At 58.6% G+C, this 13,980-nt stretch carries 15 protein-coding genes and 1 tRNA gene; 10 read left to right on the forward strand and 6 right to left on the reverse strand.

Annotated elements, in window-relative coordinates; genetic code table 11:
* Positions 1-19 precede the first annotated feature (19 nt).
* The 3 genes from ACR3E4_RS20285 to ACR3E4_RS20295 form a co-directional block, all read right to left on the reverse strand.
* Positions 20-796 (reverse strand): helix-turn-helix domain-containing protein, encoded by a 777-nt coding sequence (locus ACR3E4_RS20285; RefSeq protein ID WP_170670424.1) that lies wholly within the window; start codon positions 794-796, stop codon positions 20-22.
* A gap of 222 nt (positions 797-1,018) precedes the next feature.
* Positions 1,019-1,095, reverse strand: a tRNA-Pro gene (locus tag ACR3E4_RS20290).
* A 116-nt stretch (positions 1,096-1,211) separates the two neighbouring features.
* Entirely contained in the window at positions 1,212-2,327 is a 1,116-nt protein-coding gene (locus ACR3E4_RS20295) for a THUMP domain-containing class I SAM-dependent RNA methyltransferase (RefSeq protein WP_480531075.1), read from the reverse strand.
* A 298-nt stretch (positions 2,328-2,625) separates the two neighbouring features.
* Between ACR3E4_RS20295 and ACR3E4_RS20300 the strand changes: the two genes are divergently transcribed.
* The 6 genes from ACR3E4_RS20300 to nqrF are packed head-to-tail and all read left to right on the forward strand — an operon-like array spanning position 2,626 to position 8,498.
* A complete protein-coding gene (locus tag ACR3E4_RS20300) occupies positions 2,626-3,969 on the forward strand; it encodes a Na(+)-translocating NADH-quinone reductase subunit A (RefSeq protein WP_480531077.1) in 1,344 nt (447 codons plus the stop codon).
* 5 nt (positions 3,970-3,974) lie between these two features.
* On the forward strand, positions 3,975-5,183 hold the full coding sequence (locus tag ACR3E4_RS20305; RefSeq protein ID WP_480531079.1) for an NADH:ubiquinone reductase (Na(+)-transporting) subunit B: 1,209 nt from the start codon (positions 3,975-3,977) through the stop codon (positions 5,181-5,183).
* The gene (locus ACR3E4_RS20310; RefSeq protein WP_480531081.1) at positions 5,176-6,003 is read left to right on the forward strand and encodes a Na(+)-translocating NADH-quinone reductase subunit C; all 828 of its coding nucleotides are present in this window, start codon (positions 5,176-5,178) and stop codon (positions 6,001-6,003) included. The genes ACR3E4_RS20305 and ACR3E4_RS20310 overlap by 8 nt, the downstream gene beginning before the upstream one ends.
* On the forward strand, positions 6,003-6,656 hold the full coding sequence (locus ACR3E4_RS20315; protein WP_480531083.1) for an NADH:ubiquinone reductase (Na(+)-transporting) subunit D: 654 nt from the start codon (positions 6,003-6,005) through the stop codon (positions 6,654-6,656). The genes ACR3E4_RS20310 and ACR3E4_RS20315 overlap by 1 nt, the downstream gene beginning before the upstream one ends.
* Positions 6,656-7,264 carry an NADH:ubiquinone reductase (Na(+)-transporting) subunit E gene (gene nqrE, locus ACR3E4_RS20320; RefSeq protein ID WP_480531085.1) on the forward strand — a complete coding sequence of 203 codons (609 nt, stop codon included), beginning with the start codon at positions 6,656-6,658 and terminating at the stop codon, positions 7,262-7,264. Before ACR3E4_RS20315 ends, nqrE begins: the two co-directional genes overlap by 1 nt.
* 10 nt (positions 7,265-7,274) lie before the next feature.
* Entirely contained in the window at positions 7,275-8,498 is a 1,224-nt protein-coding gene (gene nqrF, locus ACR3E4_RS20325) for an NADH:ubiquinone reductase (Na(+)-transporting) subunit F (RefSeq protein WP_480531087.1), read from the forward strand.
* Positions 8,499-8,555: 57 nt separating this feature from the next.
* Here nqrF and tviB read toward each other — a convergent pair whose 3' ends face one another.
* Together tviB and ACR3E4_RS20335 are read right to left on the reverse strand one after the other, a co-directional pair.
* Positions 8,556-9,839 carry a Vi polysaccharide biosynthesis UDP-N-acetylglucosamine C-6 dehydrogenase TviB gene (tviB, locus tag ACR3E4_RS20330; protein ID WP_480531415.1) on the reverse strand — a complete coding sequence of 428 codons (1,284 nt, stop codon included), beginning with the start codon at positions 9,837-9,839 and terminating at the stop codon, positions 8,556-8,558.
* 14 nt (positions 9,840-9,853) lie between these two features.
* Positions 9,854-10,867 (reverse strand): GDP-mannose 4,6-dehydratase, encoded by a 1,014-nt coding sequence (locus ACR3E4_RS20335; protein WP_480531089.1) that lies wholly within the window; start codon positions 10,865-10,867, stop codon positions 9,854-9,856.
* Between the two features lie 150 nt (positions 10,868-11,017).
* Between ACR3E4_RS20335 and ACR3E4_RS20340 the strand changes: the two genes are divergently transcribed.
* Positions 11,018-11,797 carry a metallophosphoesterase family protein gene (locus ACR3E4_RS20340; protein ID WP_480531091.1) on the forward strand — a complete coding sequence of 260 codons (780 nt, stop codon included), beginning with the start codon at positions 11,018-11,020 and terminating at the stop codon, positions 11,795-11,797.
* Between the two features lie 4 nt (positions 11,798-11,801).
* Here ACR3E4_RS20340 and ACR3E4_RS20345 read toward each other — a convergent pair whose 3' ends face one another.
* On the reverse strand, positions 11,802-12,326 hold the full coding sequence (locus tag ACR3E4_RS20345) for a CBS domain-containing protein (RefSeq protein ID WP_480531093.1): 525 nt from the start codon (positions 12,324-12,326) through the stop codon (positions 11,802-11,804).
* 150 nt (positions 12,327-12,476) lie between these two features.
* On the opposite strand from ACR3E4_RS20345, the gene ACR3E4_RS20350 reads away from it, so the two are divergent.
* From ACR3E4_RS20350 to nqrM, 3 genes are all read left to right on the forward strand, one after another.
* A complete protein-coding gene (locus tag ACR3E4_RS20350) occupies positions 12,477-12,635 on the forward strand; it encodes a hypothetical protein (RefSeq protein ID WP_480531095.1) in 159 nt (52 codons plus the stop codon).
* Between the two features lie 65 nt (positions 12,636-12,700).
* Positions 12,701-13,726 carry an FAD:protein FMN transferase gene (locus tag ACR3E4_RS20355; RefSeq protein WP_480531097.1) on the forward strand — a complete coding sequence of 342 codons (1,026 nt, stop codon included), beginning with the start codon at positions 12,701-12,703 and terminating at the stop codon, positions 13,724-13,726.
* Positions 13,727-13,741: 15 nt separating this feature from the next.
* On the forward strand, positions 13,742-13,972 hold the full coding sequence (gene nqrM, locus ACR3E4_RS20360) for a (Na+)-NQR maturation NqrM (RefSeq protein ID WP_480531099.1): 231 nt from the start codon (positions 13,742-13,744) through the stop codon (positions 13,970-13,972).
* Positions 13,973-13,980: the final 8 nt, after the last annotated feature.

The raw sequence follows: 13,980 nt of genomic DNA on the forward strand, positions 1-13,980 counted from the left end.
GGGTCGCCTTGCTGTTTGCTCAGACCGCATGGCGGTGCTCCGCGTTTTCTGACGTCTCGCGGATCAAATCTCTGAGCAATTGGAGCTGGTCCTGCCACTCAGCGCTGCCCAACGGGGCCGGTGTTCTCGCTGGAAGCCAGAATCCCAGGTGATGTTTATGCGGGGACAGGGGAAGGCTGCATTCCAGCGTGGTCATACCCTCCCTGGCCAGCCTCTCGTTCCAGTCCCGGACAAAGCAGATGCCCCTCGGGACGAAGACCAGGTGCTGGCCATCCGGGGCTCGTTTTGAGCGTGTTCCGCCGGATTGCCCTTCATCGAGCAAATCCGGCGCGGACGCGTTCCCTCGTTCTATTCTAAGTTCTTGTTCTCTGTTCGGGGGGCGATCCTGTCCCCCTTTCCCGGACAGGTCTGTCCCGCTTTGTGGACAGGATTGTCCCCCTTTGGTGCGGCTAAGCGGGACAACCTTGTCCCGCTCCCGGCGGCGATCCGTGGCTCGTTTCAGAGCCGCGTCGGTCGGGCGATAACGGGACGCGTTCCCCTTGTTGGTCCCGCGCTTGATGGTCATGTAACCCGCCGCCTCGACTTTGTTCAGCGCTCGCTTGACCGACTTGGCGTGCTTGCCGATTGCCGCGCCGATGGTCTCGAAAGACGGGCGGCTCTCGCCGGTCTCATGATTGGCATGTGCCAGTGCCAGATAGAGCGCCACGCGCAGGGCGTTGTCGTCCAGTTCGTGGTCGGTGACCATCTCCAGCAAGTATTGCAGCTTGATCTTGCAGAAGGGCAGAAGCTCAGACATCGGCCCCTCCCGCGATTGCGATCACGCCCGCGATCTGGTATCCATTCTGTGCAAACTTTTCGATTTGGCCGTTGACGCGGGTGCCAGCCCAGTCAGCGGCCTTTCGATTTCTGAGGGGGCTGGACTCACCGAAACCCGCCTCAAAAGCCGCATAATCCGGATCAAATCCGGACCGAGCCTTAACAACGGTAATGACAAAACCGACTAAGTATCTGGATTTATTGGTCGGAGTGAGAGGATTCGAACCTCCGACCCCTGCCTCCCGAAGACAGTGCTCTACCAGGCTGAGCTACACTCCGACCGTGGCGCGTGATCTATACCCGGGGATTTGGATGTGCAAGAGGGTTTTTGTTGTATCCGTCAGATGCCGCATGCAGGGAATAGCCATGGCGAGCTGCAGGTTGCCATTGGGCTTTTATTTCAGCGGATCCGTGCGGAAAAGACGGATCTTGGTGCCGCCATGATCGACAACGGGACCCGGGGGCAGCAAGGGCAGGCGGGTGGCGCGTGCGAGGCCTGGGGTTGTAGTAACAATGCCCACACGCCAACCGGTAAAGCGGCTCATGAGCACCTTGCCAAGAGCGCCATAAAGCGAACGTAAACGCTTTTCATCGCCGATCCGTGCGCCATAGGGCGGATTTACGATCACCAGACCCGCAGGGCCTTCGGGTGGTTTGATGTCGCTTACGGCACGGTGCTGGAAGCGGGTGATCGGGCCAACCCCGGCCCGGTTGGCATTGGTCGTGGCGGCCTCGATGGCGCCTGTATTGCGGTCGGAGCCAAAATACATCTGTTCGGACCCTATAGCGGTCTGAGCGTGGTGCAGATCGTGCCAACTGTCCAGATCGAACGATGCTAACTGTTCGAACGCAAACTTGCGTGACCGACCGGGGTTCAGCCCCGCGGCGATCTCGGCGGCCTCGATTGGGAAAGTGCCTGAGCCGCACATCGGGTCCAGTACAGGCTCTGCGCCATCAAACCCGCACTCGCGCAGGAACATTGCGGCCATTGTCTCGCGCATTGGGGCCTTGGCCACAGCGGGTTTGTGCCCTCGCTTGTGCAGGGGCTCACCCGACGTATCGACTGATAAGGTGCAGATATCCTTCTCGATTCGCAGCATGATCCGCAAAGTCGCGTCAGCGGCAATCGGTGCTCCGAGAGTCTCTGAGATCGCCCGTTCCACACGCTGACGGGCTGCACCTGCGTGATAGATCCGGGATTTCCTGCTGCTGGCTTCGACCTTGATCGGCACGTCCGGGCGCAGAAACTCGGCCCACGGAAATTTGCGGGCGCGTTTGTCGAGCTGTGCCAGATGCACGGCAGGGAAGTTACCCAGTCGGACCAGAACCTTGTTGGCCCCGCGCAACTGAAGGTTGGCGCGCCAGACCTCGTGCCACGTGCCGCGGCAGTGGACGCCACCGGGCGTGAAACGTGCGTCCAAAAAACCGCGCTCGCGCGCTTCGGCGCACAGCGGTGCTTCGAGCCCCGGTGTGGCAACAAGAAAGATCTCGAGTTCGGTGTCGTTTTCCATTCGGGTTGATTACACCGGAAGTCGGGCAGGCGCGACAGGCAAATTGCACGACGCAAATTGCTGGCATTTTGACGCAAATCAAACGAAAGTGAAGCGAACGCACCAGTTTCGGCGGTAACAGGTTTGCGTTCACAGCCACGCTTGCGTAAAGGAGCGTGGAATGAAATTACGCCTGCGCGCGTGACTGAAGTCATGGGTGCGCGCCAACGCATCGCGTCCCAATGCAGGGCGCGGACAAACCAACGCAACAGCCCGGATTTCGGGGCGCAGGGAAGAAGGCTTGGAAGACAATAGCGACATGCAGACTTTCAAACTGAAAAAAGGGCTTAATCTGCCGGTTGAAGGCGCGCCTGAACAAAATATCCAGCCAGGGCCGGAATTCTCGTCGGTTGCTGTGCTGGGTGGAGACTATATCGGGCTGAAGCCCAAGATGCTGGTGCAAGAAGGTGACGCAGTTCAACGTGGCACCCCGCTGTTTTGCCACAAGGACGCGCCTGATGCGATGATGGTTGCACCGCTGACCGGCAAGGTCGTGGCGATCAATCGCGGTGCGCGCAGGGTCTTGCAAAGCGTCGTAATTGAAGTTTCGGACGCCAATGACAGCGGCGTAGACTTCGCAGGCGTCGGAGATGCGCAAACCGCCGAAGGTGTCACCGCAAGGCTGTGTGCCGCTGGCTTGTGGACCTCTTTCCGGACGCGGCCCTATTCGAAGATGCCCGAGCCGGGCACCAAACCTGCCGCAATTTTCGTGACCGCGATGGACAGCGATCCATTGGCAGGCGACGCGTCATTGATCATCGCCGATGCGGGCGAGGCATTTGCGGCTGGTCTCGCAACTGTCTCGCAACTGACCGACGGCAAGACTTATCTGTGCCAGCAGGAAGGTGCATCGATCCCCGGGGGCGATTTGCCCGGCGTTGAAGCGGCTGCGTTTTCCGGACCTCACCCCTCGGGCCTTGCCGGAACGCATATCCATTTCCTTGAGCCGCTGGCCGGTGATAAACAGGTTTGGACAATCGGCTATCAGGACGTGATTGCGATTGGCCGCCTGATGCAGACCGGGCATCTGGATCCGAATATCGTGATTGCGCTGGCCGGTCCAGGCGCGCGTCAGCCGCGCCTGATCCGCACCGTCATGGGCGCGTCGACCGATGACCTGACCCGGGATGAGGTCAATGTGGACGGCACTGCGCGGATCATTTCAGGCTCAATCCTCTCGGGGCGGCATGCCGATGGGCCCACGGCATATCTGGGTCGGTTTGCTCGCCAGATCTGCATCATCCGCGAAGATCCTGACCAGATTCCGATGGGCTGGATTCGTCCGATGCCGTCGAAATTCTCTGTCCAGCCGGTGTTGGGCTCGGCGTTCTCGAAAAAGCTCTATGCCCTGACCTCGAACCTGAATGGCGGTCGGCGGGCGATGGTGCCGACCGGTGTGTTCGAAGAGCTGATGCCGCAGGATTACCTGCCGACGCAGTTGCTGCGGGCGCTGCTGGTGATGGATACCGACGCCGCGCAAGCGCTGGGTGCGCTTGAGCTGGACGAAGAAGACATGGGCCTTGTGGGCTTTGCCTGCCCTGCGAAATACGAATACGGGCTGGCGCTGCGCGACTGCCTGTCCAAGATTGAAAAGGAGGGCTGATCCGAATGGGTTTGCGCAACTTCTTTGACCGGATCGAGCCGAACTTTACCAAGGGCGGCAAGTACGAGAAGTATTTCCCCATCTACGAGATGGTCGAAAGCTTCATCTATACTCCGAAAACCGTCACCACCGTTGCACCGCACGCGCGGTCCTATGTGGATATGAAGCGGATCATGACCTATGTCGTGATCGCCACGATCCCCTGTATTTTGTGGGGGATGTGGAACACCGGCTATCAGGCCAACTCGGCCATTGCCTCTCTGGGTCCGGATGCGGCCACCGGCTGGCGGATTGCCCTTCTGCAGATGTTCGGTATCTCGCTGGACCCGTCCAGTATCTTTGCCAACGTGATGCACGGGCTTTTGTATTTCCTGCCGATATATATCGTGACGCTTGTCGCGGGCGGCATCTTCGAAGTCATCTTCGCCACCGTGCGCGGACATGAGGTGAACGAGGGTTTCCTTGTAACCTCAATGCTGTACACGCTGATCATGCCCGCCACGACGCCCTTATGGCAGGTGGCGCTGGGGATCATCTTCGGTGTGGTGATCGGCAAGGAAGTCTTTGGTGGTACTGGTAAGAACTTCCTCAACCCCGCGCTTGTGGGCCGTGCGTTCCTGTACTTTGCCTATCCGGCGCAGATGTCGGGCGATGCGGTCTGGACCCCGGTTGACGGCTTTTCCGGCGCAACCGCGCTGGGGATATCTGCAGCCGAAGGCGTGCAGGCGCTGGCGGTCGAGGGCATCACCTTGGGCAACGCCTTCTTTGGCACCATCCAGGGCAGCTTTGGCGAAACATCGACCTTGGCCTGCATGATCGGTCTGGCCTTCCTGCTGATGACCAAGATCGCCAATTATCGCCTGGTTCTGGGCTGTCTTGCGGGGACCATCGGCTTTACCTTGCTGCTGAATCTGATCGGGTCTGACACCAACCCGATGTTCGCGATGCCATGGTACTGGCATATCGTGCTGGGTGGCTATGCCTTCGGTCTGGCCTTCATGGTGACCGAGCCGGTTTCGGCCAGCCACACCAATCTGGGCCGCTATATCTATGGCGCGCTGATTGGTGTCATGGTTGTGTTGATCCGTGTGGTGAACCCGGCTTTCCCCGAAGGCATGATGCTGGCAATCCTGTTCGGTAACGTCTTTGCCCCGCTGATCGACTATTTCGTCGTGCAGGCCAACATCAAACGGAGGGCGCGTCGCCATGTCTGATACGCAAACCCCGGATAACAACGACGCACCCAAGGGCGCGATTGCCAAGTTTCTGGCAGCCTCGCCGGATTCGGTTGGCAAAACGATCTTTATCGCCGTCGCTGTCTGCCTTGTCGCCTCGATGGTGGTGTCAGCCGCCGCCGTCAGCCTGCGCCCGGTGCAAGAAGCCAACAAGCTGAAAGACAAGCAGGTCAACGTTCTGCAGGTGGCGGGTGTTTATGAGCCCGGCATCGACGTCACCGAAGCTTTCGCCGCGTTCGAACCGCATGTGCTGGAACTGGCGACCGGCGATTTTGTCGACGATCAGTTCGACCCGGCGACCTTTGACGATATCGCCGCCGCCAGCGACCCCGAATTGAGCGTCGCGCTGGATGATGACCCGGCTGGCATTGGCCGTCAGGCCAAGTACCGGGTGATCTATCTGCTGCGCGACGATGCGGGGGCCCTGGACAAGGTGATCCTGCCGCTGCACGGCTATGGTCTGTGGTCCACGCTCTATGGCTTTATCGCGCTGGAGAATAACGGCAACGATATCTTCGGCCTGCAATTCTATCAGCACGGCGAAACCCCCGGCCTTGGGGCCGAGGTGGACAACCCGCGCTGGAAAGCGTTGTGGAACGGCAAGAAACTGCGGGATGAGGCGGGCGATCTGCAGATCACCGTCGCCAAGTCACAACCCGCTGCCGGACCCGATTTCTACATCGACGCGCTGGCTGGTGCCACGCTGACCTCGGTCGGTGTCGATAATCTGGTGAAATTCTGGATGGGTGACGCGGGCTATGGCCCCTTCCTGGCCAAACTGCAAGCAGGAGAGTTCTGATGTCCCAGACCAAGAAAGAGCTGTTGGTCGACCCACTTGTCGACAACAACCCGATCACCCTGCAAGTGCTGGGCATCTGTTCGGCGCTGGCGGTGACCTCGTCGCTGCAGGTGGCCTTTGTAATGGCGCTGGCGGTGACCTTCGTGACCGGGTTTGCGTCAATGTTCATCTCGATGCTGCGCAATCAGATCCCCGGGTCGATCCGGATTATCGTACAGATGGTGATCATCGCCTCGCTGGTAATCCTGGTTGACCAGATCCTCAAAGCCTATGCCTTCCAGATCTCGAAAACCCTGTCGGTTTTCGTGGGTCTGATCATCACCAACTGTATCGTGATGGGCCGCGCCGAGGCGTTTGCGATGAAAAACCCGCCGATGGCATCCTTCATCGACGGTGTCGGCAACGGCATGGGCTATGGACTGATCCTGATGTTGGTTGGCTTCATTCGCGAACTGTTCGGGTCCGGGTCGCTGTTTGGCGTCACCATTCTGGAAACCGTGAACAATGGCGGCTGGTATGTGCCCAACGGCATGTTGCTGCTGCCCCCTTCGGCGTTCTTCATCATCGGTCTGATCATCTGGGCCTTCCGCACCTGGAAGCCAAGTCAGGTGGAAGAACGTGAATACAAAATCCAGCAGGTAGAGGCCCACTGATGGAAGGTCTGATTTCACTGGCCGTAAAGGCCATCTTTGTCGAAAACCTCGCGCTCAGCTTCTTCCTTGGCATGTGTACTTTCATCGCCGTGTCCAAGAAGATTTCCACCGCGCTGGGGCTGGGCATTTCGGTGATGGTCGTGCAGGCGATCACCGTTCCGACCAACAACCTGCTGCTCAGCTATCTGCTGAAACCGGGCGCGCTGGCCTGGGCGGGTTTTCCCGACGTTGACCTGACCTTCCTCGGCCTGATCTCGTATATTGGCGTGATTGCGGCGATGGTTCAGATTCTGGAGATGGTGCTCGATAAGTATTTCCCTCCGCTTTACAACGCGCTGGGGATCTTTCTGCCGCTGATTACCGTGAATTGCGCCATCCTGGGTGGTTCGCTGTTCATGGTGGAGCGCGACTACAACTTCGCCGAGGCGACGACCTACGGCCTGTCCTCCGGCTTTGGCTGGGCGCTGGCGATCACCGCCATGGCGGGTGTTCGAGAAAAGCTGAAATATTCGGATATTCCCGATGGTCTGCAGGGACTTGGTATCACCTTCATCACCGCGGGACTGATGGCGCTGGCCTTCATGTCCTTCTCGGGCGTGAAACTGTAAGGAGGGGCCGATGGAAACTTTCACCTTAGGCGTCGCTCTATTCACCCTGATCGTTATCGCACTTGTGGCCATCATCATGGCAGCGAGGTCGAAGCTGGTCTCGACCGGTGATGTGAACATCACCATCAATGGCGAGAAAACCATCTCGGTTCCCGCTGGCGGCAAACTGCTGCAGACGCTGGCCGCCGAGAAATTGTTCGTACCGTCGGCCTGTGGCGGTGGCGGCACCTGCGCGCAATGCCGGGTCAAGGTGCATTCGGGCGGCGGTTCGATCCTGCCGACCGAAGAAAGCCATATCACCAAGCGCGAAGCCGCCTGTGGTGACCGCCTGTCCTGTCAGGTGGCGGTCAAGCAGGACATGGATATCGAGGTTCCCGAAGAGGTCTTTGGCGTCAAGAAATGGGAATGCACGGTGCGGTCGAACGAAAACGTCGCGACCTTCATCAAGGCGCTGACGCTGGACCTGCCGGAAGGCGAGGATGTGAATTTCCGCGCCGGTGGCTACATCCAGATCGAAGCGCCCGCGCACCAGTTGGCCTATACCGATTTCGACGTGGAAGAAGAATACCGCGAGGACTGGGATCGCTTTAACCTGTGGCAATATAAATCCGTAGTGAACGAACCCATCGAACGCGCCTATTCGATGGCCAACTACCCCGACGAACGGGGCATGATCATGCTGAACGTCCGGGTGGCTTCGCCGCCTCCGGGCTCGGAAGGCATCCCGCCGGGTCAGATGTCGTCGTATATCTTCAACCTGAAACCCGGCGACAAGGTCACCATCTCGGGTCCGTTTGGCGAATTCTTCGCCCGCGAGACGGAAAAAGAGATGGTCTTCATCGGCGGCGGCGCCGGTATGGCGCCGATGCGCAGCCACATCTTCGACCAGCTCAAGCGGCTGGAAAATCGCAACCGCAAGATCAGCTTCTGGTACGGTGCGCGCTCGAAGAAAGAGATGTTCTTTGTCGAAGACTTCGACACACTTGCCGAAGAGTTCGACAATTTCGAATGGCATGTGGCCCTGTCGGATGCCCAGCCCGAGGATGAGTGGAAAGGCTATACCGGCTTCATCCACAACGTTCTGTTCGAGGAATACCTCAAGAACCATCCCGCGCCTGAGGATTGCGAATACTACATGTGTGGTCCGCCAATTATGAACCAGTCGGTCATCAACATGCTGCTGGATCTGGGTGTGGACCGCGAAGACATCATGCTCGACGATTTCGGCGGGTAATGGACAAAAAAACCGGCGTTGCGAAGCGCCGGTTTTTCTTTGTGCCTTGGATCTGGGTTACAGCCTTAAATCGCTGGCTTCGCGGGGCAGGCAGGATTTGATGTCGAATACAACGCTGTTTTCCTTGCCGTAGGCCCGGAACTGCGCCGGGTCGAATGCGCGGTATTCCTGATGGGCCACCGCCAGAATGACTGCATCATAGGTTCCGTCCTGAGGTTCCGCGATCAGGGAAAGACCATATTCCTCTTCTGCCGCTACCGGGTCCGCGTGTGGATCATGCACGTCCACGGCCACGCCGTAACTTTGCAGTTCTTCGACAATATCGATGACGCGGGTGTTGCGCAGATCGGGGCAGTTTTCCTTGAAGGTCAGCCCCATCACCAGCGCCCGTGCCGCGCCCACGTTGATGCCGTCACGGGTCATGCGCTTGATCAGTTGCGAGACGACATAGGCCCCCATCCGGTCATTCAGCCGCCGTCCGGCCAGGATGATCTGTGGGTGGTGGCCCACAGCCTCGGCCTTGTGGGTCAGGTAGTAGGGGTCAACCCCGATACAATGCCCGCCCACCAGACCGGGACGAAAGGGCAGGAAGTTCCATTTCGTACCCGCCGCGCGCAGCACCGCGTCGGTGTCGATATCCATGCGGCCGAAGATCATCGCGAGCTCGTTCACCAGCGCGATATTCAGGTCGCGCTGGGTGTTTTCGATCACCTTTGCCGCTTCGGCCACGCGGATGCTTTCGGCCTTGTGCGTCCCGGCGGTGATGATCCGTGCGTAAAGGGCGTCGACCAAATCGGCCACGTCGGGTGTAGACCCGGACGTGACTTTGCAGATATCGGCGATCCGGTGGCTCTTGTCGCCAGGGTTGATCCGTTCCGGGCTGTAGCCTGCAAAGAAATCCCGATTGAAGGTCAGGCCCGAGGCACGCTCCAGTACCGGGACGCAATCTTCCTCGGTCGCGCCCGGATAGACGGTGGATTCGTAGATCACCAGACCTCCGGGTTTCAGCACAGCGCCAACCGTTTCGGATGCGCTGAGCAAGGGCGCAAGATCAGGTTGCTTGCCCGCTGTAATCGGTGTGGGGACCGTTACGATGAACGTGTCGCACGCAGCCAGATCGCCCGCGTCGGTGGTAAAGGTCAAACCCTCGGCTGCGCACAACTCGGCAGGTTCAACTTCGAGCGTCGTATCTTGTCCGGAGCGCAACGCGGCGATCCGTTCGGGATTGATGTCGAACCCCAATACCGGTCCGATCCGGCCAAAGGCCACCGCCAAGGGCAAGCCGACATAGCCGAGGCCAATGACAGCGATCTTGCGCGCATTCGGGTCGGTTTCAAACATGGCTGTCATTCAGATCATTTCCCGTAATACTCACGGAACCATTTGACGAATTGCGCAACCCCATCCTTGAAGTCGGTCTGCGGGCGGTATCCCGTCAGGCGCTGCAGCAACTCACTATCGGCCCATGTGGCCGGCACATCCCCCATCTGCATAGGCATGTAATTCCGGATGGCTTTCTGGCCGATGGAGTCTTCGATGGCTTCGATGAAATCCATCAAACGCACCTTATCTCCGTTTCCGATATTTACCACACGATGCGGTGCAACTGGCGAAAGGCTGTCCCCCGCTTCGATCTCATCACGGCTGGCAGGACGCACAGGTGGTACATCAATCAGCAGCCGGATACCGCGTACGAGGTCTTCGACATTGGTGAAATCCCGATACATATCCCCGTGATTATAGATATCGATCGGGCGGCCATCGAGGATCGCGTCCACGAATTTGAACAGCGCCAGATCCGGGCGTCCCCATGGTCCGTAGACAGTGAAGAACCGGAACATGGTCGTCGGCAGATCCCACAGATGCGCGTAGGAATGCGCCATTGCCTCGTTGGCCTTCTTGGTCGCGGCATAAATCGTCAGCTGATGGTCAGCCTTTTCAACCTCGGTAAAAGGCATGTCTTCGTTCGCGCCATAGACAGAGGAGGTTGAGGCCATCAGCAGGTGATCGACCTTGTGCTCACGTGCGGCCTCCATCACGTTGAACGTGCCCACGACATTCGAGTCGATATAGCTGCGCGGGTTTTCCAGGCTGTATCGTACCCCGGCTTGCGCGGCGAGGTGCACGATGATTTCAGGCTGGAACTCCTCGGCCACCTGCATCAGCTTCTCGTGCTCTTCCAGCAAGGCCTCGGTCGCGGTGAAGCCCGGGTTTTGCAGCAACATCTGATGCCGACGTTGTTTCAGGCTGACGTCGTAATAGTCTGTCATCCCATCATAGCCATGCACCCGAAACCCTTCAGAAAGCAGCAGTTTCGCCAGATAAAAACCGATAAAGCCTGCCGTTCCCGTAATCAAAACCCGTTTCATATGCCGTACACCGCTGTCCAAACCTTCCCCTCAGGGATACTTTCCCCGCCAGATCGTCAAGCGGATTTTTTGGCTTTCCGGCGGCAGCAGGCGATGCGGACCTGATTTGGTGATTGCCGCACCGGGCCTGCCGGGGTAGGCATCTGGCAAATGCTACCGAAATGGATCAAGAACCTTGTGCTGACGAAACCGGCGCAATCGCAAGGGGTCGACTTGTCGACGCTGGCCCCCGGCGGTCACTTCTACGCGATTGGCGACATTCACGGCAGGCTTGATCTGTTGCAGACACTTCTGGCGGTGCTGGATGAAACGGTGCCTGTGGTATTTCTGGGCGACTATATCGACCGGGGAAATTATAGCGCGCAGGTCTTGCGACATGTGCGCCATCTCAGCACCAGCAGGCATGGTCGGGCTATCTGCCTGAAGGGCAATCACGAAGAAATGCTGCTGAAATTTCTCGATGATCCGTCAAAGATGGAGCGCGTCTGGATGCACAACGGAGGCGCGCAAACACTCGCCTCATTCGGATTGACCTATTCCGGCGATCAGGAGCCTGAAAAAGTTGCCGACCAACTGCGGCTTGCCATAGGCGATCCGCTTTTGGAATGGTTGCGCCAGCGGCCTCTGATCTGGACGCAAGGCAATGTTACAGCGGTCCACGGCGCCCTCGATCCTGCGCGACCGGTTGACGGCCAATCCGAGCGGGTCTGTCTTTGGGGTCATCCAAAATTCCCCGAAAAGCCCCGAAAAGACGGGCAATGGGTCGTTCACGGGCATACGATTGTCGACCAACCGTACGTGCGCGGTGAAGTCATCTCAATCGACACCGGCGCGTTCGCCACCAATCAACTGACGGCGGCCGAAATTTCGGATGGGGACATCCGATTCATTTCGACCGACCGTGCCGGTATCATCCGCAGTTCCGTATGAACCCTTAGCCGACGATCATCTGCTTCATTTTCAGCGCTTCGTATTCCAGTTCCTTCAACCGGAAATGCACAACGTCCCCGATGGTGATGACGCCGCGCAGATTTCCATCGCTCAGAACCGGCATGTGACGGAATCGCCCTTCAGTCATGGTCTTCAGAACGTCGTTCAGAAGATCCTCGGGCGTGCAGGTCTTGACTTCGGTTGTCATCAGGTCGGACACCGATTGCGGCAAAGTCTGACCCGGTGTTTCGGCCATCCGGCGCACGATGTCGCGTTCCGACAGGATGCCTTGCAGCGCGCCGTTCTGATCCGTCACAACGACGGCACCGATGTGTTTTTCCCGCAGTATATCCACCACCGAATGGATCGTGTCGTTTGGGCGCACTGCAAATACCGCATCCCCTTTGCCTTCCAGCAGTTTTGCAACCGTCGTATGGGTGTGCGACAGGTTGGTTTCAACTGACTGGCTGCGTGTTGACGACGCGGACTTGTCGCCGCGTGTCGGGGGCTGGTAAGAGCTTGGGGCCATGGGCGGTCTCCTCCTTCACAGGATTTGGCTATCTCTTCTACCTTATCGCAGGGACAGACCCTGTATAGGGTGCAATTTCGAAATCCGGTGCAACCTTGCCGCAATACAGGGAAATCCACACTGCTGAGCGATCTCTATCTGACCCCGCCCGTGGCTGCGCTGATCTTCTTTGTGGTTGTCGTCTGCGGCCACAATTTCCGCATGGCATGGAAGCTGCAGCCGCAGGGATGGCAAAAACGCGCCTGGATGTTCGGTGTGCCCGCCGCGATCGGCCTTTTTGCGCTGGCGTTTCTACCGCTCAAGGTCTGACGCCGGTTTGACTCTGATCGGGGCCGCTGGCATACGCCGGACACGTGTTTTCCCAGGAGACCCCGATGCGACGTCTGATTGCACTGACTTCACTGCTGTTCGTAACCGGATGCCTTTTCGACAAAGAACCTGATGTGGTGCGCCTTTCGGGCGAAACCATGGGGACGACCTTCAACATCACTGCAATCGGCGAGGATCTGGACGAGGCAGCGCTTGGCAAGGCGGTTCAGGACACCCTGGCCGAGGTGAATGCGAAAATGTCCAACTGGGACCCGAATTCCGAGGTCTCGACCTTTTCGGCCTCGACCAGCACGGACCCGATGCCGGTTTCCGATGCCTTTGCGCTGGTGATCGAGGCGGCAAACGACGTGCACACCAAATCTGATGGCACCTTTGACGTTACCTTGGGGCCATTGATCGAGCTTTGGGGTTTTGGCCCGCGCAAACCCGAAGACCCGGTTCCCGCTGATGCCGAGATCGCCGCGGCGCTGGATCGGGTTGGTCAGGCCCGGTTGCTGACACTGGATCGCGACGCGGGCACCCTGGCAAAATCCGAGCCGGGCGTGGGTATCAACCTGTCGGCCATCGCCAAAGGCTATGGGATCGATGCGCTGGCAGCGCAACTCCGCGAAGCAGGCATCGAAAACTACATGGTCGAAATCGGCGGCGACCTCGTCGCCATGGGCGAGAACGAAAAGGGTGAAAGCTGGCGCATTGGTATCGAGAAGCCTGAAACCGGGGCACAGGCCATTCAAATGATCGTGCCGCTGGACAATCTGGGTATGGCGACCTCAGGCGATTACAAGAATTTCTTCGAACAGGACGGCGTGCGCTATTCCCATATCATCGACCCCACCACCGGACGCCCGATTACGCACCGGACCACCTCGGTCACGGTTTTGGCCGAAAGTGCGATGATGGCGGATGCATGGGCGACGGCGATGCTGGCCTTGGGGTACGAGAAGGGAATGGAGCTGGCCGAAGAGCATAAACTTGCCGTGTTCTTCATCTCTCGGGATGTGACAAGCGGGTCAGAAGCCTATATCACGGTACAAAGCAGCGCGTTCAAGGACGCGCTGGGGACCAACTGACTGGTAGGAACCGTTATGAGCACCTTTATTCTGGCATTCATCCTGTTGCTGATCATCATGGTCGGGATGTCCCTGGGTGTGATGCTGATGGGCAAGACCATCAAGGGCAGCTGTGGTGGTTTGAACGCCATTTCCGGGGCGGATAAATGCGTGGTCTGTCAGAAGGATATCGACCCCGACAGCCCTCTGCGCGACCAGCTTCAATGCAAGCGTGCCAAAAAGATGCTGCAACAGATGGAAGGCTAGTTTAGCTG

It is taken from the genome of Ruegeria sp. AP11 (genome assembly GCF_056535865.1).